This is a genomic window from Spirillospora sp. NPDC052269, from assembly GCF_040679435.1.
Taxonomy (GTDB): Bacteria; Actinomycetota; Actinomycetes; order Streptosporangiales; family Streptosporangiaceae; genus Spirillospora.
The window spans coordinates 15,353-38,228 of the sequence record NZ_JBFAUU010000032.1 but is presented as its reverse complement, the minus strand read 5'-3'; the positions used below and the strand labels follow the sequence as shown (position 1 = coordinate 38,228).

General features: G+C 71.5%; 16 protein-coding genes and 1 pseudogene. 1 reads left to right on the top strand and 16 read right to left on the bottom strand.

Translation table 11 applies throughout. The annotated features are described in order from the left end of the window. Nucleotides 1-105 precede the first annotated feature (105 nt). The 10 genes and pseudogenes from AB0L06_RS41510 to AB0L06_RS41465 all read right to left on the bottom strand — a co-directional run. Nucleotides 106-439, bottom strand: a pseudogene (locus AB0L06_RS41510) (ABC transporter ATP-binding protein); the annotation flags it as partial. A 296-nt stretch (nt 440-735) separates the two neighbouring features. Next, nucleotides 736-1,038 (bottom strand): hypothetical protein, encoded by a 303-nt coding sequence (locus AB0L06_RS41505; protein WP_500237045.1) that lies wholly within the window; start codon nt 1,036-1,038, stop codon nt 736-738. Nucleotides 1,039-1,106: 68 nt separating this feature from the next. Then, on the bottom strand, nt 1,107-1,382 hold the full coding sequence (locus AB0L06_RS41500; RefSeq protein ID WP_500237044.1) for a hypothetical protein: 276 nt from the start codon (nt 1,380-1,382) through the stop codon (nt 1,107-1,109). Nucleotides 1,383-2,035: 653 nt separating this feature from the next. Continuing rightward, nucleotides 2,036-2,506, bottom strand: coding sequence for a hypothetical protein (locus tag AB0L06_RS41495; RefSeq protein WP_500237043.1), 471 nt, complete (start codon nt 2,504-2,506; stop codon nt 2,036-2,038). 495 nt (nt 2,507-3,001) lie between these two features. Then, entirely contained in the window at nt 3,002-5,839 is a 2,838-nt protein-coding gene (locus tag AB0L06_RS41490) for a stealth family protein (protein ID WP_500237042.1), read from the bottom strand. Continuing rightward, nucleotides 5,836-6,900 (bottom strand): hypothetical protein, encoded by a 1,065-nt coding sequence (locus tag AB0L06_RS41485; protein WP_500237040.1) that lies wholly within the window; start codon nt 6,898-6,900, stop codon nt 5,836-5,838. The genes AB0L06_RS41490 and AB0L06_RS41485 overlap by 4 nt, the downstream gene beginning before the upstream one ends. 26 nt (nt 6,901-6,926) lie before the next feature. Next, nucleotides 6,927-9,074 carry a PIG-L family deacetylase gene (locus AB0L06_RS41480; protein WP_500237038.1) on the bottom strand — a complete coding sequence of 716 codons (2,148 nt, stop codon included), beginning with the start codon at nt 9,072-9,074 and terminating at the stop codon, nt 6,927-6,929. Next, nucleotides 9,071-10,669 (bottom strand): stealth family protein, encoded by a 1,599-nt coding sequence (locus tag AB0L06_RS41475; RefSeq protein WP_500237037.1) that lies wholly within the window; start codon nt 10,667-10,669, stop codon nt 9,071-9,073. Before AB0L06_RS41475 ends, AB0L06_RS41480 begins: the two co-directional genes overlap by 4 nt. Nucleotides 10,670-11,130: 461 nt before the next feature. Further along, the gene (locus AB0L06_RS41470) at nt 11,131-11,319 is read right to left on the bottom strand and encodes a hypothetical protein (RefSeq protein ID WP_500237036.1); all 189 of its coding nucleotides are present in this window, start codon (nt 11,317-11,319) and stop codon (nt 11,131-11,133) included. A 19-nt stretch (nt 11,320-11,338) separates the two neighbouring features. Then, the gene (locus AB0L06_RS41465) at nt 11,339-11,593 is read right to left on the bottom strand and encodes a hypothetical protein (RefSeq protein ID WP_500237035.1); all 255 of its coding nucleotides are present in this window, start codon (nt 11,591-11,593) and stop codon (nt 11,339-11,341) included. Between the two features lie 805 nt (nt 11,594-12,398). Between AB0L06_RS41465 and AB0L06_RS41460 the strand changes: the two genes are divergently transcribed. Further along, nucleotides 12,399-12,761, top strand: coding sequence for a hypothetical protein (locus AB0L06_RS41460; protein ID WP_500237034.1), 363 nt, complete (start codon nt 12,399-12,401; stop codon nt 12,759-12,761). 8 nt (nt 12,762-12,769) lie between these two features. Here AB0L06_RS41460 and AB0L06_RS41455 read toward each other — a convergent pair whose 3' ends face one another. The 6 genes from AB0L06_RS41455 to AB0L06_RS41430 are packed head-to-tail and all read right to left on the bottom strand — an operon-like array spanning nt 12,770 to nt 22,869. Next, on the bottom strand, nt 12,770-13,666 hold the full coding sequence (locus AB0L06_RS41455; protein WP_500237032.1) for a 3-hydroxyacyl-CoA dehydrogenase family protein: 897 nt from the start codon (nt 13,664-13,666) through the stop codon (nt 12,770-12,772). Further along, on the bottom strand, nt 13,663-14,697 hold the full coding sequence (locus AB0L06_RS41450; protein WP_500237030.1) for an HAD-IIIC family phosphatase: 1,035 nt from the start codon (nt 14,695-14,697) through the stop codon (nt 13,663-13,665). The genes AB0L06_RS41455 and AB0L06_RS41450 overlap by 4 nt, the downstream gene beginning before the upstream one ends. Next, nucleotides 14,660-15,874 (bottom strand): acyl-CoA dehydrogenase family protein, encoded by a 1,215-nt coding sequence (locus AB0L06_RS41445; protein ID WP_500237028.1) that lies wholly within the window; start codon nt 15,872-15,874, stop codon nt 14,660-14,662. Before AB0L06_RS41445 ends, AB0L06_RS41450 begins: the two co-directional genes overlap by 38 nt. Further along, nucleotides 15,871-16,206: an acyl carrier protein gene (locus tag AB0L06_RS41440; RefSeq protein ID WP_500237027.1), complete on the bottom strand. Its 336-nt coding sequence runs from the start codon at nt 16,204-16,206 to the stop codon at nt 15,871-15,873. The genes AB0L06_RS41445 and AB0L06_RS41440 overlap by 4 nt, the downstream gene beginning before the upstream one ends. A 16-nt stretch (nt 16,207-16,222) precedes the next feature. Beyond that, the gene (locus tag AB0L06_RS41435) at nt 16,223-17,221 is read right to left on the bottom strand and encodes a 3-oxoacyl-[acyl-carrier-protein] synthase III C-terminal domain-containing protein (RefSeq protein WP_500237026.1); all 999 of its coding nucleotides are present in this window, start codon (nt 17,219-17,221) and stop codon (nt 16,223-16,225) included. Beyond that, nucleotides 17,218-22,869, bottom strand: coding sequence for a condensation domain-containing protein (locus tag AB0L06_RS41430; protein ID WP_500237024.1), 5,652 nt, complete (start codon nt 22,867-22,869; stop codon nt 17,218-17,220). The genes AB0L06_RS41435 and AB0L06_RS41430 overlap by 4 nt, the downstream gene beginning before the upstream one ends. Nucleotides 22,870-22,876 lie beyond the last annotated feature (7 nt).

Genomic DNA, 22,876 nt, shown 5'->3' with positions numbered 1-22,876 from the left:
CAGCATGTGCAACAGCTCGCGCGAGGTGCGCGAGTCCAGCGCGCCGGTCGGCTCGTCGGCGAACAGCACCTCGGGCCGGGTGACCAGGGCTCGGGCGATCGCGACCCGCTGCTGCTGCCCGCCCGACAATTCGCTCGGCCGGTGCCCGGCACGGTCCGCGAGCCCGACCTCCGCCAGCACCTTCTGCGCCACGGCAGGGCTCGGGCCTTCCACCGGCGAGCATCCGCGGCAGCTCGACGTTCTGCCGGGCGGTCAGCGACGGCATCAGGTTGAACGACTGGAAGACGAACCCGACGCGGCGGCGCCGGAACTCGGTGAGCGCCTTCTCCCGCATGCCGTTGAGCGTGGTCCCGCCGATCACGACCTGGCCCTCGTCCACCCGGTCGAGGCCCGCCGCGTACTGCAGCAGCGTCGACTTGCCCGAACCGGACGGACCCATGATCGCGGTGAACGTGCCCGCCTCGAAATCCAGCGTGACACCGTCCAGCGCCGTGACCCGGCCGCCCCCTCCGTCGAAGGACTTGCGGATCGCCGACAGCCGGACCACCGGCTCCGGCGTCCCCACGGGCTCCGCCGTCACCACTTCGCACGCCGATCGCTACCGATGCGCACCGGCCACCCCAGTCTCGTCCGTCGAAGCGAGCACGAACCGAACGCCCGCCATCTTCGCGCGGGCTTCTATACCGGGGCGATATCGAGCAGCGCGGCCGGACGCGACACGCCCTCACCCGTCGCCTAGTCAGGCAACTTGCGCAGAATTTCTTCCAGCAGATCGTGCCGGCGGACGGCGGCGGCCCAGGAGAACGACGCCAGCCCGGAGATGAACGTCGCCCCCGCCAGCACCGCCACCACGAGCCCGGCCATGAACCTGCTGAAGTTGGTGATCATGGGCGGCGGGACCGCGTTCGGGTCCTGCGGCAGCCTGATGATGGTGGTGTTGTCGATCGAGGCGAACACCAGCCCCGCCGACACGACGGCCAGCACACCTGCGGTGACCAGGAGCAACCGGCCCAGGGAGATCCAACTGTCGGACGTCATGCCGTGATCGTGAGTGCCCCAGATCACGGTCCGGCCCTCCCGTCCGCATCCGGCCTCGAGACGAGGCGTCAGCGCGTCCCCGTGCCGCGACGCAAAGGCAGCAGCGAGGCCGGGACCAGCGTCAACAGGGTGACGGCGAAGATCCACCAGAATGTGTCCGCGAAGGCGCGGGCGGGTGCGTCGGCGTGGTGGGCCACCCGGCTCTGCAGGATCGCCGCGAGGACGGCCGCCCCGACCGACGCGCCGACGGTCTGCACCGTGGTGATGGCGATTCCGGTGAGACGGTGTTCTCCGAGGAGGACCTCGCCGTCGTTCGGGAGTGGCTGGACGCGCCGACGGACCATGTGGCAAGTGTCCCGGAGCAGGGGCATTGGCCGCAGAGCGGGTCATAGGAACCACGGCGTCGCAGCGGTGGACCAGGCCGCCGAGGCCGCCCGAGTGAGGCGGCGAGACGATCCGGCTCATGCCGTTCAACCTCTCTCTCATTCACCCCGGAATCAGCCATAGACCGTCGGCCATGGCCCGTACTCGTCCATCACGTCACTCCGCGCCCGTACCAGCGTGTTATCAGCCATGTTGTTCACCTGCAGGGCGGCTAACGCGGCCGCAGCCTCCGGCCAGATGAGCGGCCCATGGCCCGCGTTCTCACTCGGGATCTCCGCGCCATCCACCGTCTGCGAGGTACGGGCGGCGTGGAGTACACCGTCACCAAAGCCGAATCGCCGCCAGATCCTTCACTCGAGGCTGAGGAGAAGTCCGATGTCTGACGGCCTCGCGACTCGGCTGGTCCGCGCCGCTCGCCCACATGGCCCTGGCTGCGCCCGACCGTCTCCCCCTGGTGGGGCCCGCTCACCGGCGCGGCCTGGTCCGGCCGTCCGACGGCGACTCGGGTGGATTGTGTCACGGCCTTCGAAAGGGTCCGCCGTTCCCGTCGTCCTGTTGATTTCCAGAGTCCTCTGCGCGGATGCCAGAAGTCGTCTGCAATCGGACCGACGCGTCAGTCCGGATGCAGTACGCGGGTCGCCCCCGCGATCAGCGCGGTCGCGAGGATCCAGCCAGAGGCGATCAGGGCATACGAAAGCCAGAGCGTCCAACCGACCGGGATCCAATGCTCCCGCTGACCGAACAGCGGGACGGGCATTAGCAGGTCGAGCGTGTGGGAGAAGGCGTGGAACGGCGGTTGGTCCTGCGGATTGTGCGGCTGGTGAGGCGGCGCCAGCGTGAAGACGATCGTCCCCGTGGCCAGTGCCAGCGCGAACCAGGAGACCGCGCGCCAGGGCCGGTAGCCGTACCCGACCGTCCAGTCCAGGAGCATCTCGGGGAGCTGGTGGATCGGCCCCTGTACGTCCCGGCGGACCCGCATCATGGCCAGTCGGACCTCCCGGGCAAGGCCGTCACGTCCGTTCTGCCGATGCCAGGCCGCGAGCTGCTCGTACGGCCAGCGGTGGAACCTGGGATCCAGTTGCACCCATTTCAGCCGTTCCGACGGCGGGGTACCGCGCAGGGTGCCGTCTCCTGAGTTCGGGAATTGAGGCCCTGGCCACCAAGGGGGAGCCCAAGGACGATGTGTCCGATGGTCACGGAGCAGCCGAGGTGAGGTTCCCCCGTAGCGCTACGGGGGAACCTCATTTGCCGCTGTGGTCGCTCGGCGAAGAACAGGTGGACGTCCATCCAGCCGTTGGCCGACACCAGGTTCAGGTGGGGGAACGGGTCCTTGGGGGATTCGCCGCGCCAGTGTCCGCCGGAGATCGCGGTGTAGTGGTACAGCACGACGAACAGCGCGGCCAGGAATCGCAGGCCGTCCAAGGTAGGCGGCCGGGGTCGGGGTGCGGACGAGTGGGCGTGGGCCGCGGGGACGGCGGCGTGCGGGGGGGGGCTTTCCGGGGCGGGAGCATGGCGGGCTGGAAGCCGGGGGCCGGTCGGTTGGGAGTGACCGGCCCCCAGGGGTTTGGGGCGGGGTGGGTCAGGTGTTGCGGAGGTGGTGGTTGCGCTTGCTGTGCTTTTCGAAGGAGCTGGCGATCGGGAAGTAGCCCTCCAGGAAGCCGAACACGACCTGGCTCTGTTCTTCGGCCGACAGGTCGCCGTGGTGGGTGTCGTTGAGGCAGATCACCTCGTGGCGGCGTTGGGTGAGGATCTGGGTGAGTCTGGGGTGCTGGCTTGCGTCGCCGACGTTGACGTAGGCGCAGCGGATGTCGCCGGGCACGCCGCGTTCGGTGAAGTGGGCGTAGTAGTGGTGCAGCGAGGACGGGATGGAGATGTCGGTGTGCGAGCGGACCTGCGCGGCGGCTGTGCGCGCGACCGCTTCGGGGAACGCGTTGGTGAGGTCGGTCAGGACGTCGCGGCGCAGCGGGTGGGGCGCGTGCAGGAACGCGTGCGTCAGGGTGTGGCCGAACGCCTCCTCGATCAGGACGCGGTTGTTCTTTCCGGCGGCGAAGTTGAAGTCGTCGTCCGCGTCGATCGGGGTGAGCGCGACCGAGGTCGGTGACATGAAGTACTTGGTGGTCCCGCTGGGGTGGAAGAACCGGTCGGGGCTGACGGGCGTGCCGAGGAACACGTCGTCGTTGAAGTACAGGAAGTGCTCCGACAGCCCGTCGATGTTGTGGATTTGGGACTCGATCGCGTGGCTGTTGAAGCTGGGCAGCCGGCCCCGGTCGCCGAAGATCTCGCTGTGGTCCACGACGCGGATCTTCGGGTGGTCGGTGTCGAGCCAGGCGGGGACCTGCCGGTCGGTGACCAGGTGGATCGTGCGGATCCAGGGCGCGAACATCTCCAGGCTGCGCAGCGAGTAGCGCAGTTCGTCGCGGGAGCGGAAGCGGGCCTCGGATCCCGCGGCCTCGACGGGCGGACGTCCCATCGCGGCGAACGCCTCGTCGCGGCGGGCCCGCCAGGCGGGGTCGTCGCCGTCCACCCAGGTGTAGACGATGTCGATCGGGAAGGTGAGGTCGGCGACCAGGGTGCGGTCGAGGGCGGCGACCGAGGGGTAGGCGCGGTCGCCGATGGTGACGCGCCCGGTGCCCGCCAGGACGGCCCTGGGGACGGTGTCGCCGATCAGGGTGCGACGCAGCGGGACGAGGTCGCCGCTGTCCGGTTCCTCGGTCCAGAATTCCAGGTCGCAGCCGTAGGCGGCGCCGTAGCTGAGGGTGCGGGAGGCCGACACGACGGGCTGGAAGATCCGCAGCCCGGCGATGTCGGTGTCGCCGGTCAGTTCGGCGACCAGGGTGGCCTGGCCGGGGCGTCCGCCGGGATGCATCCGGTCGGCGTAGACGGGCCGGTCGGCGAACGCGGCGGCCAGCGCGTCGATGGCGGCGGCCCGTTTGTCGGCGCCGGTGACGACGCGGTGCCGGGGGCCGGGGTCGCGGAGGACCTGGTAGGGGATCCCGGCGTCCTCCAGCGCTGTGGCCACCAGCTTCAGGTTGGCCTGGACGATGTCGCGGGGCATCAGGTCGTCGGCGACGCGGCACAGGCGTCCGCCGAATCGGACCAGCCCGGTGTCCGCGGCGGCCAGTTTGCTCTCGTGGCGGGCGGCCGGTCCGTCCAGCCGGGTCGCGGGGGCCGGGACGGCGGGTGCGAAGCCCGAGCCGCCGGTGCGCACGCCCCAGGCGGCGAGCCGGTCGGTCTTGGCGGCCGACCGGGCGGGGGCGTCGCGGCCGGTCAGCAGCCGCTGGTAGAGGGCGTCCCACTGGCCCATGATCAGGTCGATGTCGTACTCGGCGGCCTGGCGGAGCGCGGCGGCGCCGAAGTCGTTCAGCATCTGCGGGTCGTCGATCAGTTTGAGCAGCGCGGCGGCCAGGCCGTCGATGTCGTCCTGGGCGACCAGGAACCCGTTGACGCCGTCGCTGATGATCTCGGCGGGGCCGGTCTGGCAGTCGTAGCTCACCGCCGGGACCCCGGCGGCGAACGCCTCGCCCAGCACCAGCGGGAACGCCTCGCCGTCGCGGGAGGTGAGCAGGCAGACCGAGGATTTGGCCCACTCCTCGGCCATGTGCCCGGTGGGGCCGAGCAGCTGCACGTTGTCGTGCAGCCCGAGCGCGTTGACCAGCCGGCGCAGCGCGGACGCCTGCGGGCCGTCGCCGAAGATCCGCAGCACCCAGTCCGGGTGGGCCTCGACGACCTGGGCGAACGCGCGGATCGCGTGGTCGACCTGCTTGTCGGGCACCAGCCGCCGCGCCATGGTGACCGCCTTGGCCGACAGCGACGAGCGCGGCCGGAATCCGGCGGGGACGGGGTTGACGATCACCTCGAGCAGGGGCGCGCAGTCGGTCAGGGACTCGGCGAACCATTCGCGGGTGCGTTCGGTCAGCACCACCAGGGCGTCCAGGCGGGGCGCGTACCGGAACAGCGGCTCGCCGGTGCCGCCGCGGATCTGCGACGGCCGGTGCTCCTGGTGGACGGTCAGCACGCGCGCGGGCGGCAGCGTGGTGGTCACCGCCATCAGCGCGGGTGAGGTGGACACCAGCACGTCGGTGTCCGCCTCGCGCAGGACGTGCTCGATCTCCATGTCCGACAGCCGGTGGAACGCCTTCTCCCAGCGCGGTTCGATCAGCCGGGAGGGCGCGGCGGCCAGGGTGCGGCAGACCTCGTCGCTCATGCCGCTGTCGCGGACGGGGCGCGGCACCGGCCCGGTCTCGTCCACCAGGTAGCGGACGGGGATCCGGGTGTCGAAGAACCGCTCGGCGCTGGTCCGGAAGACGCTGATGATCTCCACGTCGTGCCGCGCGGCCAGGTACTCGGCCTGGGTGTAGACGGCGCGCTCGGTGCCGCCCATGGCGTCGGCCCAGGTGAGCATGAACGTGATCTTCACGAGGAGACCTCCGGGGAAGCGGCGGGGGCGCCGGCCTGGACGGGCGCGCAGGCCAGGACCAGATCACCGGAGCCGGTGTAGTAGGGGCGGACGCGCAGCAGCGCGCCGGGGGTGACGGCGAGCATCCGCTGGGCCACGCGCAGGACGCGGCGCGGGTCGCGCACGTCGTGCAGGCGGCGGCCGAGCCGCAGCGGACGATGGCCGGACGGTTCGGCGAACAGGTGCCACAGCCGTTCCCGGCTGCCGCTGCCGGAGGCCATCTGCCGCAGCGGCACGGTGACGCGGAAGACCGGGCCGCGCGCGCCGGGACGTTCGACCGGCGTGGCGGCGACGGTGTGCGCGGGCGCGGAGCCACCCGCCTTGCCGCGCGACTGGAAACGCACCGCGGCCTGCGCGGCGGCCGTTGCTCCGACCAGTTCGAAGTCGACGGTGATCCGGGCGAAGGTGAGGTCCAGCCCGACGATCTCGGCGGACGGTTCGGGGTCGGCGACCCGCAGCAGGCACATTCCGGTCGTCGAGGTCTCGGGGACGAACCGCATCCCCGTCAGGGGGCATGGCGGCGTCAGTGTGGTCGGGCCGTCCCAGGTGCCGAGGACGCGCGCGCCGCCGAGCAGGGTGAAGGCGCGTTCACCGGTGGTGGTGTGCACCCGGAGCCCGATCCGCCAGCCGCCGCGCGTCAGCCGCACCCCGCCGGTGGCCTCACCCAGCGGCACGGTGGCGGCCAGCTCCCCGGCGACCACCGGGTCGACGGGCGCGCGAAGGCGCCGGCCCGCGCGGACGAACTCCAGTTCGGCCGGGCCGTCCACCGCTTCGGGGAGCCGGGCGTGCAGGTTGAGGGTGCAGCCGTCCAGCACCGCGAAGTAGGACACCTCGGCCGACGGTCCGGAGGCGACCACTCTGGCCAGGCCGCTGCGCGCGATGGCCGCCCGGACCGCTTCGTCGGTCTCGCGGCGGACACGCCGCTGGGCGACCGCTGTGCGGACCTCGGCCTCCTCGCGCAGGCGCTGGGCGAACCAGCCCGGATCGTTGCGCGCCATGCGCCAGTACCGCGACGCGTTCATCGCCTGTCGTCTCCTGCTCTCATTTGTCACTGGGGCGCTCGCACGCCTACGGTCTGCCACTGCCATGGGGCGACACCCCCTCCGGAACCGGAGGGGGTGTAGGGGGGCGTCACTTTGAGCCGTCCTAACGGATCCAGCACGGCCGTGACGGCTCTGCCCTGCCCGTCCAACACGGTGGCGGGGGCGTGCATGAACAGGCCCGGCGCGTCCTGCCAGCGGGTTCCGCCCGCCGAGACGCCCACGCCGCCGGAGGCGTCCCGTCCGACCAGCAGCGGACCGCTCCCCGCCGTTCCAGCCGGTCCCACTGCGGCGACCGGGCCGACCCCGCCCGGGCCTGGCAGGGTCTTGGGCTGGTCAGGCCATGTTCCGTTCGGAGTCTGCTGCCGGAACACCAGTGCGCCGGGCCCGCCGACCTGCCGCGCTACCAGGCTCAAGCGCCCCTGTCCGTCGCGGGCCATGGTCAGCGGACCGGTCACGCCGACCTTCGTCGGCGTCCACGCCCCGGGTCCTTCGAGCGGCCGGCCGGGGGCGGGCTGGCGCCAGTGCCACAGGCTCGGCGTGCCCGGCGGCTTGTTCCATTGCCATTTGGCCCAGGCCGGGATCGCCGCGCCGAACACCTCGATACGTCCCGAAGCGTCGGTTCCGGCGGTCAACCCGTCCTGGATGCGCTTACCGCCGAGGTCGGTCCACGGGCCGAAGGTCTGGTCGGCGTTCTGGTAGCGGACGCTGACCCCCTGACCGGAGTTGCGGCTGAACACCGCGATTCGGCCCGCGCCGTCCACGGCCGTCACTGGAGCGCCTGCGTCCTCCTCGCGAACCACGGTGGATCCGGCGGGGTTGCCCAGGTCGCGCCAGTCACCGAACGGCCCGTTGGGACGGTCCTGTCCCGCGTACATGATCCGGTAGCGGGGCTGTGTCAGCGCGGTGGTCCGCAGCACGCGCAGCCCGAACACCGCCAGACGGCCGTCCGGCAGCCGCGCGACGTCCAGGTCGGAGACGAAACCGGGATCCGACATCGGCACGCCCGGATGCCATCCGCCGCCCGGCCGGTCCTGCTCCCAGCGTGTCACCCGGTCGCTGACCACCGCGAACGCCATCAGCCGTCCATCGGCCTGCGGCTGCATCCAGCGGGTGGAACCGGTGTAGCGGGGGTGGGTGCTCTGCGGCCAGCCGTTGCGGTCGCCGGAGTCCCCGGTTTGCAGGTCGCCGCACCCGCCGGGTTCCCGGCAGGGGAAACGGCCCTTGTCGGCCCATCCGTAGGTGCGGATGAACGACATCTTCTCCTCGAACGCGTCGGGGCCGAGGTCGGCCGGCCAGTGCCGGTTGTAGTAGCCCCGGTAGTACTCCGTCACCACCGGCCCGGGCACCTGCTTCTGGTAGCGGCGCGCCGCCTCTCGCGTCATCAGCGCCGTGGCGGTGTGGTCGGGATGGTCGATGCGCTGCTCGAAACCCTTCTTGTCGGTGCCGCGCTCCGGGGCTGGATCCAGAGTGCGGATCACCGACGGATGGAACCGCCGCATCAGCTCGTCCAACTGCGCGATCAGTTCGGCCAGCGTGTACGACGTCGGCTTGCTCACCGGGCTGCCGAGCGCCGGACGGGTCTGCAACTGCTTGACCCGGTGTTCCCACATCCCCATCAGCCGCTGCATCGTGCCGTCGGGGCCGCGCCAGTTGCCGGTGTTGAGGAACACCAGCCGCACGTTCGGCCGCTTGGCCAGGGTGTCGGACTCGACCGGCCCTTTCGTGGTGGGCAGCAGGCCACGCGTCCACACCGCGTTCGGATCCCCGGTCGCCATCTGCGCGTAGGCGCGCCGCAGCCCGGCGTGCCGCGCCGCGATGTAGCCCGGATAGTCGATGGGGACGGTGGGCTGCCCTCGGGCGATGTCCCGAGCGTTGGCGTTCCGTCCGTTGGCCTCCCCCGCGGTGACGTAGACCGTGGTCACCGGCGCACCCGACCGCACCGACTGGACCAGGTCAGGGTTGATGAAGTACAGATCGTCGTCCGGATGCGCGACGACCTGCATGAACGCGACCGAGGACGGCCCTGCGACCCGCGTCGTGCTGGTCCTGCGGCGAGCGGCCAGTTCGCGGACCACCACCGCGCCCAGCAGGAGCATCAGGAGCAGGCCGATACCGATCAGGGCCTGCGCCCGCGTCGGAACGAACAGCCTCATTCGCCCGATCCGAGTTCGTACGGGCTCGGCACTGGGAAGTACGCCCGCAGGAACCGCTCGACCAGCTCGTGCTGCCGCGCCGCCGCCTCCGCATCGAACTCGGTGTCGTTGATGCAGAAGACCTCGTACGGCCGCTGCTCCAACGCCACGTCCAGCCGCTCGGCGGCCTCCGGGGAGGCCAGGTTGATGTACCGGTACGCCATGTCGGCCTCGACCGACCGGCCGGTGAAGAAGCTGTAGTAGTGGTACAGCGACGACGGGATCGCCACGTCGTCCGGGTGCCGGAACTGATGGGCGGCGGTCTCGGCGCTCTCCTCGGCGAACTGGTGCTCGATCTCCGACAGCACGCTGCGCCGCAGCGCGTGCGGAGTGTGCTTGATCCGCGCCAGCGGCACCCCTCCGAAGGTCCGCTCGATCAGCCGCCGGGTGTTCTTGCCCGCCGCCGTCGCCGGCAGGTCGGCCGCCGAGGGGTCACGCAGGTCCACCCGTTTGCTGGACGGGAAGAACTTGCCGGTCCCGTTCGGATGGAAGAACGAGGTCGGGACCAGCGGACGCCCGAGGAACACGTCGTCGTTGAAGTACAGGAAGTGCTCCGACAGCCCCGGGATGTGGTGCAGCTGCGACTCGATCGCGTGGGAGTTGAACGTCGGCAGCAGACCGCGGTGGCCGAAGATCTCCCTGTGGTCCACCACCGTGATCTGCGGATGGTCGGTGTTCAGCCAGGACGGCACCTGCGCGTCGGTGACGAGGTAGATGTGCCGCACCCACGGCGCGAAGAGGGCGAGGCTGCGCAGCGAGTACCGCAGCTCGTCGCGGCTGGTGTACCGGGACTCGTTGGCCGCCTGCTCGTGCAGCGTCTCGCCGGTGAACCGCTCGTAGGCCGCGTCGCGGCGGGCCCGCCACGCCGGGTCGCCGCCGTCCACCCACGTGTAGACCACGTCGATGGGGAAGGTGACCTCGTCCACCACCGACAGGAGGAAGTCGGCCCGGGTGGGGTAGCGCGCCTCGGTGTCCGCCTTGTTCGCCATCGGGGTCAGGACGGGTGCGGCGACGTAGGTGATCTCCCCTTCGGGGGACAGCACGTCGGTGATGCGGTTGGCGCGCGGGGCGACCAGTCCCCCGTCCTGCGACTCCCAGAACTCCACCACGCAACCGTGCTCAGGCCCGAGGATCATCTGCCCGTCGGGCGCACAGTAGTTCCGCGAGACGCGGAACGCCTTGCGCTTGCCCAGCCGGTCCCAGGCCTCCCGCGCACTGGTGGCCCGGCTGCCGTCCGGGTCGTTCACGGGGCCGATCTGCGCGTACACCTGCTCGGCGGCCTCGGCCAGCGCCTCCACGGCTTGTTTCCGGTGGGCCTTCGGCACGGCGACGCCCGAGGCCCGAAAGTCCACGGGCCGCAGACAGAAGAACGGCACCGACGCCGCCGCGAGCGTCGAGCAGACGAACTCCAGCGTCTCTCGCCACGCCTGCAACGGAGACGGGTCCTCTCGCACCGCGACCACCCGCAGACGGCCGTTCACCGGCAGCAGCACGTAACCGTCCCTCAGACGACGGTGACGGCGCTGGAACAGCGAGTTGGAGATCCTCAACCGCATTTCCGGCGACAGAAACGCCCCGAACCGCTGCTTGGCCGTACTTCCCGACTCTCGCGGCGAAGAGTTTTGAGAGTCGGTCTCCGATGCGCTTCCCGCGCGACCAATATCCCCGGTCACGGACACGCGGAACTCCTTTCTGTGGCGGCTTGGAGTCGCTCAAAACAGAGCGTTGGAACCACCGGCCGCATTGAGTGGATGTGGCGAAAACAGTGATTTACCTCGCGCTTGCCGGGCTCGGCCGGTGGCGGCGCGAGAGTGTCGGCCAGGTCCCTGCGGCGAACGCCCCTCGCCACTCGAGCCGGTCCTCGCCCTCCGCCCCACCCCTGGGCGGCGAGCGATACTGCTACCGGTGTCCGTGCAGGTCGTCCTGGTCGATTTCGCCCGGGACGGTGGTGTCCTGGCCCGGTGTGAAAGTGGACGGCGCGTTCGGCCAGGTGACGATGCCCTGGCGTCGGCGATCCCTACGTCCGTCGCGCCACCCATATTGTTGAAATTGGCCTGTAGGCGTCGTGGATTGCGTTGTCGTTGATTCTAAGAAGGGCTTCGTCATTCTCATGAAGAGCCGCTGTGGTGTGGCTATGGCTGCCTATGATGACGACTTTCTCGTTGATCACGTTGTCGTAGCCTCTCTCGATCAGCAGGTACTTCAAGTGGACACCGTTGCCCTAATCAGGGTCGGAGAAAGTGCGCACGCGCGCCGCCGCAGGCCGTGAACGGGCTGGTCGGTTCGTTGTGGGATCCGCCGTCGATCGTGGTGTGGACGACGTCGACGCAGCAGCCCGCCTGGTCCAGGTCGTGCAGCTTGCGGGCGACGGCGCCGCGGGTGATGGAGAACAGGTGGAACCTGGTGTGGTGCTCAAGCGTGCCCGCCGACCCGATACAGACCCCTCGTTGGTGGCGTCGGCGGGGTCCTTGGGCGAGCACGGCACCACCCAGGACGGCTTGGCCTTGTCGGTCCCCAGCGCCACGGCCGGCTTCTTGTAGAGGGTCATGTCTTTACTTGTCCGGTAGCCCGGGATCCGTTGCATGCCCACCCACGCCCGGGCCGCGCCGCCGCGATCAACGCGTCCACCACCGGAGTCGAGTTGATCCCCCACACCGGCGTCCGGAACGTCGACCACCTGACACAGCCAGCCCCAGTCATCCAACATTCAACCCCCGTGATTACTCAGCGCATCTACCAGGCGAGCGCGGCCAAGTGATCGGAAGGTAAAGACGCTCCTACCTAAATCCACGTTTACCCGAACATCGCGTGACTCACATCACCTTGATCGACCACTCGGCGATCAGGATGGTGACTGTATGTAGTTATGTGAGGGATTCGTTCCATGGAATGTGCTTTTGTCCGATCTGAACAACACCTGAAGGCCGGCCAAAGTGGCAACCGGCATCGAAGTGATCTACATCACTCCATTACTGCCGTTAATCACTTTGTGTAGTCACGCTAAGCTTCCGTCGATCCAGATCGATTTGATGCCTGTTTCTCCCGCAGAGGGTTTTTTATTAGCACTTGGGCGCTTTGGCGTTGAAGAGTCCCTTCTGGGTTCGTTGGCGAGGTCTCGGCCGACGAGGCGTTTGAGCTTTGCCCGGATGCCTTCGACGGTGCTCTTGCTGGTGGGGTCTTGGCCGAGGGCTCGGGCGATGTCCTTGGGGTGCAGGCCGTCGGGATGGCCGGCCGGGAGGCTGAGGATCTCGGAGTGGCCGGACGGCGGCCGCGGTCGTCGGCGCGGTGTCCGCCGTCCTGTTCGTCGTGGCGATCGTGGACACCTACCGCTCCAGGATCGTCCTGACCCCACAGCAGCTCCTTGTCCGCGGCCTGTTCCGGCAGCAGCGCCACCCACGGACAAGCGCCGCGCGCGTGGTGCGCGCGTCCATCATCGAGGGACGCCGAACCACCCCCGCCGAGATCCTGTTCGTCCTGGACGCGCAGGGCGGCCTGCTCGCCAAGGTGTACTCCGGCCACTACTACTCGCGCGAAGACGTCGACCGGCTGGTGAGCGCCCTCGGCGTGCCCTACGACGAACTCGACGATCCCGTCAGCGCCAAGGAGTTCCCACCTTTCAAGTTGGCGCGACGTTCTCCAGCCGGCTGAAGAGCGCGTCAGCGGGACCTGAAAGAGCCTTTCGGACCGGTGGCACGGGTGGCTCCGCCGTAGGTGTGGAAGCCCGCCGAGGACTTGCGGCCGGTCCGGCCCTCGGCGACCAGCTCCGCCAGCAGGCGGCAGGGACGGAACCTCGCGTCGCCCGTGTGGGCGTGGAGAACGGCCAGGGTGTCGACGACGGTGTCCAGGCCGATGAGGTCGGCCGTGCGCAACGGCCCGGTCGGGTGGCCGAAGCAGTCGCGGAAGATCCGGTCGACGACGTCGGGGTCGGCGGTGCCCTCCTGGACGACGGCGGCGGCCTCGTTGATCGTCAGCATCAGCACCCGGTTGGTGACGAAGCCGGGCGCGTCCGCGACGACGACGGGGGACTTGCCGATCGACTCGAGGAGCTCCAGGACGCGGCCGAGGGCCGACTCGGAGGTGGTCCTCGCGCGGATCACCTCGACGGCCCGTTTCAACGGGGCGGGGTTCATGAAGTGCGTGCCGGCGACGCGGTGCGGCAGGGAGGTCACGGCGGCCAGGCGGGAGATGGGGACGGCGGACGTGCAGGACGTCAGGATCGCCTCGGGCCGGCAGACCTCGCCGAGCCGCCGGAAGATCTCGCGCTTGACCGGTTCGCGTTCGACGGCGCACTCGACGACGAACGCCGCGTCTCGGAGGTCGTCGAGTGAGCCGCTCCATACGACACGGGCGGCGACCTCGGCGGGCCGGGCCTTGCCGCGTCCGGCCAGGGCCGCCATGCGGAGCCCGTCGGCCAGACGTCCGGGGGCGGTGGCGCGGGCCTCCTCGGACGGCTCCACGACCGTGACCGGGTGCCCGGCCACCGCGAAGCACTGGGCCACGCCGACTCCCATGAGCCCGGCGCCGACGACGCCGATCGGGGCCATCGCGTTCATGACGTTCCTCCGGTGATCAGGCTGACGTGCGGGGGCGGCGGAGGCAGGGGGCGGCCGGGGGCGTATCCCAGCAGCATGCGGTCACCGCGTTCTTCCAGCGGCTCGAAGCCGGCGAAGCGCAGGGTGACGAGCATGACCCGGTTCACCGGCGTGGGCGCGAACCAGGCGAGGGGGCGGCGGTTCCGGCGGAGGGCTCGGTCCATCACGTGATGGAGCAGGACGGTGCCGACCCCTCGCGACATCACCCGGCAGGACATCAGCAGCAGCTGGAGCTCGGCGTCGGTGGCGGTGAGGCGGGTGACCGCGAGGCCGACGGTGCCGTAGTGCCCGAACCGGTCGGCCAGCCTCGCGACGAGCACCTCGTGGCCGGGTGACCGGGTGAGCTTCCGGAGCGTGTCCTCGTCGAAGGTGAGCCCGGTGGTGTTGAGCTGGTTGGTGCGGACGGTCAGCTCGTGGGCGCGGACGAGGTCGTCGTCGGTGGCGGGGAGGACGGTCATGACGAGGTCCAGTGAGGCGAGGAACTCGGCGGACGTCCCGGGGAACTCCTGCCGTGCGGCGGTCCGCCCCTGTTCGGCCTGGTAGCGGCTGCGGCGGTCACGCGACTCGGCGGTCTGGTGGTCCGGCTGGAACTCCGGCAGCGACGCCAGTCCGGCGGCCAGGTCGGCCGGGTAGGCGCGCACCTCGGGGCACGCGGCCGCGACCTCCGCCAGTTCGAGATCGTCGTTGTCGACGAACGCGATGGTGTCCAGGCCGATGTTCAGCGCGGCGGCGATGCGGCGCACCGACTCCGACTTCGCGCCCCAGCCGATCTCCAGGGCGCAGAAGTAGTCGGCGAGGCCGTGCTCGGCCAGGTGGGAACGTGCGAGCTCGGGTACGTTCCGGCTGGCGACCGCGTGCAGGACGCCTCGCCTGTCGAGTTCCCTGATGGTCTCCACCACGGCGGGGCGGGGGGAGGCCCTGTCGCCTTCCAGCAGCACGCCGTCCCACAGCGTGTCATCGAGATCCCACACCGTGCACTTGATCTTCGGCACGTTCCGCCCTCCTCCTGGACCCGGGCGCCGGACGGCCCCGGGCGGCCGTCCTCAGCGCGACGTCACCGAGCTGCACCTCCGCCACGTCGCGGGAGCCCTCGATGATCTGCATGATCTGCGCGTCCCGGAGGAACCGGTTCACCGCGCTGCCGGACTCGCAGGCCGTGGCGCCGTGCAGCCGGACCGCGTCCTGGCTGACGGTGGCCGCGGCGTCCGCCGCCGCGTACTTGGCCATCACGGTCGCCGGGATGGCCGCGGCCGAGCCGCGGGCGCGCAGGTCGGCCGCGCGGCGGCACAGCTCACGCGCGGCCGAGACCGAGACCGAGGCGCGGCCGACGACGGCGCGCACCGCCTGGTGATCGGCCAGCCGCACCGCGCCCTGCGCACGCTGGGCGACATGCGCGACCGTGTGGTCCAGGCACGCGGCGGCCAGGCCGGTGCAGCCCCAGGCGACGGTGTGCCTGCCGTGGTCGATCGCGGACGCGGCGACGTGCGACAACCCGAACCCCGGCCGGGCGACCAGATGGGCCGCCGGGACGCGGACGTCCTCGAAGCGCATGTGCGCCAGATGGCCGGCGCGTAGCCCCAGCGCGTCGTGGACCGGCTCGACCACGACCCCTGGACGGTCGGACTCGACCAGCAGCGCGACCATGCGCCCTTCCCAACGGCCGATGACCAGGATGACGGCGGCGAGGCTCCCGAACGTGACCCACAACTTGCGACCGCGGATCGCGTACCCGCGGCTCGTGCGCGTCACCAGGGCGCTCACCGCGCTCAGGTCGCTGCCCGCGCCCTCCTCGGTGGCGGCGAATGCGGCGATCAGCTCCCCGCTCGCCAGCGCGGGCAGCCACGCCGAGCGCTGCTCCTCGGTCCCCCAGCGGAGCAGGGCCGCCGACACCATGCCCTGGACGGTGACGAGACTGCGCAGCCCGGTGCACACGCCGCCCAGTTCGGCGCACAGCTCGCCGAGCTCGTGCGGGCCGAGGCCGAGGCCGCCGTGCGCGCGGGGGAGGTCGGCCGCGAGCAGGCCGTCCGCGGCCATGGTCGCGATGACCTCCGTGGGAATCGCGCCCGCGGCGTCCCAGGCGCTCGCCTCCGCGCGGACGGAGTCGGCCAGGGCCAGTACCGATCGGGAGAACCCGCCGGTGTCGGGCTTCGCGGTGTCGTCCTCGCTCATGCCGGGATTCCGGAGCCGCCGCCGACCGAGCCGCCGTCGACCGAGCCGCCGTCGACCGAGCCGCCGTCGGCGGTGGCGGCTCGCTTGCGCCTGACGAAGGAAGAGATCCGGGCCGCCGTGCGGAAGTTGTCCAGATCGAGGTCGTCGACGTCGATCTCGACGCCGAGGATCTCCTCGATCCCCGTCACCAGCTCGAGTGCCATGATCGAGTCGATCAGGCCCTCGGCCATGTAGTCCTGGTCGGGGGCGAGACGTACGCCGCCGAGGAATCCGGTCAGCATGGCGAGGACCTCGCCGGTGATCTCGTCGGTCGTGTTCGGCTGAACGTTCATCGCGGCTCCCGTCGCGCTACAGGCAGACTGTTCCGGTGTCCCGCGCGCCGTGCTCGACGAGCATCGCGCTCCACGCCGCCGCCGGGCTCATGTTGAGGACGACGGCCAGTCCGCCCTCTGGCAGCTCGCCGCGGTCGATCGCGGTGGAGAGGTTGAAAAACGCGTCGCCCGGCCCGAGGTGGCCGTACTCGCGGAGGTTGTCGGCGCAAACCTCCGAGATCCGCACGCCGAGGGACTCGGCCACGACCCGGAGGGCCGCGGTGGACAGGTTCTGGCCCACATAGCAGGAGACGTCCTCGCGGCGCACGCCGTTGTTCTCCAGCAGGCGGTCATGGAGCGCCGCGAGCCGTTTCCTGGTCTCCACGGCGAGCCGGAACGAGTACTTGGGCAGGTCGGTGCACTCCTCACGCCATCGCCCCGGCTCCTGGTTGCGGTAGTCGACCCGGAACAGATCCCAGTACGCGCCGCTGGTCTCCAGCAGGATGTCGCGCACGCGGAGCGGCCCGTCCCGGCCGACCAGCACCGCCTGGCCGGCGTCGCCGTTGACGGTCACGGGATGCCGGTACCGTCGGGCGGTCACCGGTTTGGCTCCGTGCACGACCAGGACGTACGGCGCGCGTGGATCGGTGGCGAGCACGCCCGCCGCCGCGCGCAGGGCGGGCACGATCGACGCGCAGCCGAGCCCGCCCACGGAGAAGGCCGCCGCCCGGTCCGCGCCGAGGGCGGCCTGCAGAGCGGTCGCCTCCGAGCTGGACAGGGCGCCCGGCGCGCGCGGCTCGACCATGATCAGCCCGGCGAGTTCCGCGGGGTCCACACCCGCCGTGGCCAGGGCGTGCCGGCCCGCCCGGGCCGCGAGGTCGACCGCGGTCAGGCCCTCGCCCACCGCGACGCGCTCGATGCCGAGCGCGAGGCAGGCGGCGAGTTCCCGGTCGTCCAGCTCGTCCAGCTCAGGGAGGTCGGAGAGGGCGACGCGGCCCGGCAGGTGGGTCGAGGTGGTACTCAGGGCGATGCTCATTCCGTCATCCCGGCCTCGATCTGGTCGATCTGGTCCTGGCTCAACGACACCATCGGGAAGTCGGAGGGAACGTGACCGCTCGCCCCGGGCCGTCCGGCATGGGCGGCCAGCCCGGTGACCATCGCGGCCCACCCTTCGCACAGGTCCCGCAGCGGCTCCTCGTCCAGAAGCCGCCGTGGGGACGACAGGGACAGGTTCAGTTCCGGCCCGCGCGGGGTGTCCACGATCGCGGCCATGGCTTCGAGCGCGTGCGCGCAGGGGACCTTCGCGTCGACGTCCCCACCTGTGGCGATCGGGCGCCAGCCGGTCGAGTCGCCGGCGGGACCTGCCCCCCGGGTAGGGGCGCCCAGGTAGTTGAATCCGATGGATGGTGTGGGCAAGTCGGCCAGGGCCGGGCCGGTGGCCGGGTTGAGGAAACGCAGCAAGCCGTAGCCGAGGCCGTTGCCGGGAACCGCTCCGAGCCGGTCCTTGACGTGTCTGACCAGCCTCCCGGCCGCGGGGCCGCCGTCGCGGACCTCGGCGAAGTCCAGGGGCCCGGGATCGAACCGCACGGGATGCACGCAGGTGAACCAGCCCACCGTGAGAGAGACGTCCATGTCCGGCGTGAGCGGTTCACGTCCATGGCTCTCCAGGTCGACCAGCACCGGCCCGGACGCGTCGCCGCACACGGCCCGCCACTCGGCCGTCGCCGCGCACAGGCCCGCCAGCAGCAGGTCGCTCGTCCCGGTGCGGAAGGCGTCGGGGGCGGTGGTCAGGACGGCGTCCGTCACCGGCGCCGGAAGGGGAACCGAGACATGCCGGGTGTCGCCCATCGTGTCGGTGCGCGGGTCCAGGGGGCGTCCGCCCGGCACCGGCTCGCCGGGGGCCAGAATTCGCTGCCACTCCGGCAGGGTCGCGGTCACCGACGGTTCGACCGCGATCTCCGCCATGCGGCGCGCCCACTCTCCGAAAGACGTCTCCTCTGGTGCGGGTGCGGGTGCGGTTCCCTCGCCGGCCGCCGCATAGGCGGCTTCCAGATCGGAGACCAGCGCCTGCCAGGAGACGAGGTCGACGGCCAGATGATGGACGACCAGGAGGACGCGGCCCTCCCGCCGGGGCCCCGGGTCGAACCACACCAGCTGCGCCATGACCCCGGTGCGCGGGTCGAGCCTTCCCGCCGCCGCCTCGCCCTCGGTTCGGACGAGATCGGCCAGTTCCTCCGTGCTCAGCTCCGCCGCGTCCACCCTGCGGACGCAGCCCGCCTGCGGGGGAGAGTCCTCCAGCGTCCACGAACGTGGATCGTCCTCGTCGGCCCGGACCAGGCGCGCCCGCAGCGTCTCGTGCCGCTCCGCCAGCGCGCGGACGGCGACCTCGAGGCCGCCGGTGTCGAGCCCGGCGGGCACGACCAGCAGCATCGACTGTGTGAACCGCGCCGGAACCCCCGACCGTTCCGCCGCCTCCAGCATCACCGGGGTCAGCGGCACCGGCCCGTTCCGGTCGTCCGCCGAGACGACGGTGAGCGGCACCCGGTCGCCCGCCGACCGCGCCAGCTCCCCAGGGGTCTTGCTCTCGAACACCTGCCGTTGCGTGATCACCACTCCGGCCTTGCGCGCCCGCGCCACGAGCTGGATCGACAGGACCGAGTCACCGCCTAGGGCGAAGAACCCGTCATCGTCCTCGACCCGATCGACGTTGAGCACCTGCTCGAACAGCCCCCGCAACACCTCCAACGTGCCCTCCGCGGGAACCGGCCCGCCGGTCCGCTCCGGCGGACGGGGAAGCGGCGCGGTCGCCGCCCGCCCGGCGTCGGAGGCAGTGACGGAGTCGGTTACGGAGTCGGCGTCGGAGACCGTGGCCGTGGCGGGTTCGGCGAGGTCTCCTACCAGGCCGTCCGGGTCGGCCATCGCCTCCGCCAGCAGCGCCGGGAACCAAGCCGCGAGGCGCTCCGCCGTCGCCCGGTCGAACAACGCCGTCGCGTACTCGATCTCGCCGGCCATCGCTCCCTCGCCGGTGTCCACGAGCCCGACGGACAGGTCGAACTTCGCGGTCCCCGGGGCGGCGCCGCCTACCTCGCCGTCGCTGAAAGGGGACATCTCCAGGTCGCCCATGCCGCCCCGGTAGGGAGGGACGTTCTGGTAGGTGTAGGTCACGTCGTACAGCGGATGCCGGGACAGGTCGCGCTCGATCCCGCCCGCCGCGAGGATCCTGTTGAGCGGGATGTCCTCGTGGTCCAGCACCCCGGCGACCGTGCGGGCGCAGCGCTGGACCAGCTCGGCGAACGGCAGCGTCGAGGCGACCTGGGTCCGGAACGGCGGAAGGCTGTTGAAGTATCCGGCGAGTTCCTGGGTGTCGGGGTGGATGCGACCGGAGGTGGCGACGCCGATGACCACGTCGTTCAAGCCCGCCCACCGGTGCACCAGCGCCTGGAGCGCCGCCAGCATGGTGACGAAGGTGGTGACGCCGGTCCGCCTGCTGTACGCCCGGACCCGCTCGGCGACCTCGCGCCCGATGGCGAGCCGGACCACGCCGCCCGCATGCGACTGGACGGCGGGCCGCGGGTGGTCCAGCGGCAGCTCGCCGCGGCGCAGACCCGATAGCTCGTCCCGCCAGAACGCCGTGGCGCGGTCGAGCCGGGGCCCCGCCAGCCGGGCGCGGTGCCAGGCGGCGTAGTCCTGGTACTGCACGGGAAGCTCCGGGAGCCGCGGCTCGCCGCCACTGGTCCTCGCCCGGTAGAACTCCCGCAGGTCACGGTAGAAGGCCGGGGGAGAGCCGCCGTCCCAGACGATGTGGTGGAAGGTCAGCAGCAGGACGTGGTCGTCGCCCGCGAGCCTGACCAGGACGGGACGGAAGAGGGTGTCCCGGGCGAGGTCGAACGGGCGCGTCGTCGCCTCGTGGAGCAGGACGCGCACTCGCTGGTCGCGATCCCGCTCCGGCATCCGGCTGAGATCGAACACGGGCATGACCGGCTCAGGGGCCGTGATCGAGACGTACGGGGCGCCGTTGTCGTCCATGCCGAACGCGCTGCGCAGGACCTCGTGCCGGGTGGCGGCGTCGAGCAGCGCCCCGCGCAGCGCGGCCTCGTCGAGGGGGCCGGCCAGCCGCAGGTGGCCGGGGATGTTGTAGAGCGGGCTGGCCGGATTGACCTGGTCGAGGTACCACAGTTGTTCCTGGCCCGGGGACAGCGGCAGCCGGTCGCCGCGTTCGATCGGAGTGATCGGCGCCTCGGGCGCCACGGCGGCGCGTTCGGCGGCGAGCTCCTGAAGCCGCGCCGCCATGGCGCGGGCCGTCGGATGGGCGTAGAGGTCGGCGAAGGTGACCTCCACGCCGAAGTCCCGCATGAGCCGGCGCAGGAGCCCCACGCCGATCAGCGAGGTGCCTCCGGCCGCGAAATAGTCGGTTTCGGGGCCGAGGCCGGGGACGTCCAGCAGGTCCGACCAGATCTCCGCCACCCGGCGTTCGGCCTCCTGGAGGCCGGCCGGTCCGTCCTGAGGAGGGCGTTCGGGACGTGCGGGAGCCGTCGTCGCGGGACGGGCCCGCCAGACGGGCGTCGGCTCGAACGGGTAGGTCGGCACCTCGATCCGCCTGATCGCGGAGTCGCGGTAGTGCCGGTCCCAGTCGATCGTGGCGCCGAGCGTGTAGAGCCGTCCGAGGCGGTCGAGCACGTCGCGGCGCGAACCGTCCCCGGCGAGATCGGCCGTCGGCAGCTCTGGGGCCGTGGCGCCCAGCTCGCGTGAGAGGACTCCCTCGCCGGCGAGTTCCACCAGGGTCGCGCCGTCCCGGACGAGGCCCGCCGCCAGCGCCGCCAGCCGGGGCCGGTCGAGCTCGTCGGAAAGCTCCCGTGCCGCCGCGAGGGTCACGGCGTCGGTGAGCGGCAGTTCCCCGCGCACGACCCGGGTCACCAGGTGGCCCGGACCGGAGGCGATCACTTCGGTGCCGGACAGGCCGAGCGATTCCGCGAGACGGTGCAGGGCGTACTGGCGGACGACCAGGCGGGCGGCCGGATTGGGCGCGCCGGCGTCGAGTTCCGCCAGCTCCGCCCATTCCGCCGGGGGCAGGCCGAGCGACGACGCCAGCAGCCGTGACCACAGCGAGTCGTCCGGGAGCGCGTCCCCGGAGCAGAGGAGGACGACTCGGGGCGCCGTGTCCGCGCTCTCTGTGGGGACGGGCGCGGAACGTAGCGCCGCGGCCAGCTCGCCGGGCGTCGCGGCGGTCACCGCGAGCCTGAACCGGTGGTCGTCGCGACCCCGGTTCAGGACGTGGGCGAGGGAGCGCACGGAGGGGCCCGTGTCCTCGGCGAAGTCGACCAGCCGCGCGACGTAGCGACGCAGCGCGGCGGGCGTCCGGGCCGAGACGGTGACGAGTTCGGCGCCACGCGTCGCGGGATGGCCCCGCTCCGGCGCGGGCGGTGGCGCCTGCTCCAGAACGGCGTGCACGTTGGTGCCGGTCATCCCCCAGCTGCTCACTCCCGCGCGGCGTGCCGTCCCGTTCGCGGGCTCGGGCCAGGCGTCGTCCTCCTCGCCCACGTACACCGCGCCGCCGAAGTCGATGAGGGGATTGGGCGAGGCGAAGTTGACGGCGGGGTATCGGACGCCGTGGCGCAGCGCCAGCATGGCCTTGAAGAGCCCGGCGATGCCCGCCGCGTTGCCGAGATGCCCGATGTTGGCCTTGACCGATCCGATCGCGCAGTGCCGTCCCGTGACGCCCGCGTCGCTGAACGCCCGCCGCAACGCGTCCACCTCGACCACGTCGCCGAGCGGGGTGCCCGAGCCGTGGCATTCGACGTAGCCGACCGTGGCGGGTTCGACCCCGCCGTCGCGCCATGCCTGGGTGATCACGCTCGCCTGGGCGACCTGGCTCGGCGCGGCCATGCCCGCGGCGCGGTGGCCGTTGTGGTTGACCGCGATGCCCTTCAGCACCGCGAGCACGTTGTCGGCGTCGGCGACCGCGGCGGTGAGCGGCTTGAGGACCAGCACGCCGCCGCCCTCCCCGGCGGTCATGCCGTTGGCGGACGCGTCGAACGGACGGCACGTCTCGTCGGGCGACTCCAGGCCCGGCAGCGGCTCCCATCCCTCCCGCGGCAGCAGCGCCGGGAACAGGTTCATCCCGCCGACGACGGCGAGCGGCGCGCTGTCGGCGCGCAGCCGGGAGACCGCGAGGTCGAGCGCGGTCAGGCCGCTGCTACAGGCCGTGTCCACGACGAGCGCGGGCCCCCGGAAGTCGAACAGATAGCTGATCCGCGCGGCGAGTGTGGCCACCGACGTGCCGAGCATCTCCACGACGTCGCGCTCGCCGTCCGCGGGTCCCGCTCCGGCGTCGCTCGCCGCGACCAGCACGGCCGTGCCCGACCCGGCCAGGCGTCCCGGGGCGTACCCGGCGGACTCGATGGCCTGGTGGGTGAGCTGGAGCAGGATGCGCTGGTGGGGGTCCATCAGCTCGGCCTCGCGCCGCGGGATGCCGAAGAGGTCGTGATCGAACAGGTCCGGCCGGTCCAGGTACCCCATGGCGAGGTACCGGACGCCTCGCTCGCCGCCGCAGTTGAGCACGCGGCCGTCGCCGGGCCGGCCGACGCTGCTCCGTCCCTGCCGCAGGTTGGCGTGGAACGTCTCCAGGTCGTCGGCGTCAGGGAAGATCCCCGCGGCTCCGATGATCGCGACGTCGCCCGTCCTCATGGCGTCC

What these genes read in the sequence shown, in the direction of transcription:
- AB0L06_RS41505 (WP_500237045.1), bottom strand. Translation starts at nt 1,038, where the DNA reads ATGACGTCCGACAGTTGGATCTCCCTGGGCCGGTTGCTCCTGGTCACC.
- AB0L06_RS41500 (WP_500237044.1), bottom strand. Translation starts at nt 1,382, where the DNA reads ATGGTCCGTCGGCGCGTCCAGCCACTCCCGAACGACGGCGAGGTCCTC.
- AB0L06_RS41485 (WP_500237040.1), bottom strand. Translation starts at nt 6,900, where the DNA reads ATGAACGCGTCGCGGTACTGGCGCATGGCGCGCAACGATCCGGGCTGG.
- AB0L06_RS41480 (WP_500237038.1), bottom strand. Translation starts at nt 9,074, where the DNA reads ATGAGGCTGTTCGTTCCGACGCGGGCGCAGGCCCTGATCGGTATCGGC.
- AB0L06_RS41475 (WP_500237037.1), bottom strand. Translation starts at nt 10,669, where the DNA reads ATGCGGTTGAGGATCTCCAACTCGCTGTTCCAGCGCCGTCACCGTCGT.
- AB0L06_RS41455 (WP_500237032.1), bottom strand. Translation starts at nt 13,666, where the DNA reads ATGAACGCGATGGCCCCGATCGGCGTCGTCGGCGCCGGGCTCATGGGA.
- AB0L06_RS41445 (WP_500237028.1), bottom strand. Translation starts at nt 15,874, where the DNA reads ATGAGCGAGGACGACACCGCGAAGCCCGACACCGGCGGGTTCTCCCGA.
- AB0L06_RS41440 (WP_500237027.1), bottom strand. Translation starts at nt 16,206, where the DNA reads ATGAACGTTCAGCCGAACACGACCGACGAGATCACCGGCGAGGTCCTC.
- AB0L06_RS41435 (WP_500237026.1), bottom strand. Translation starts at nt 17,221, where the DNA reads ATGAGCATCGCCCTGAGTACCACCTCGACCCACCTGCCGGGCCGCGTC.
- AB0L06_RS41430 (WP_500237024.1), bottom strand. Translation starts at nt 22,869, where the DNA reads ATGAGGACGGGCGACGTCGCGATCATCGGAGCCGCGGGGATCTTCCCT.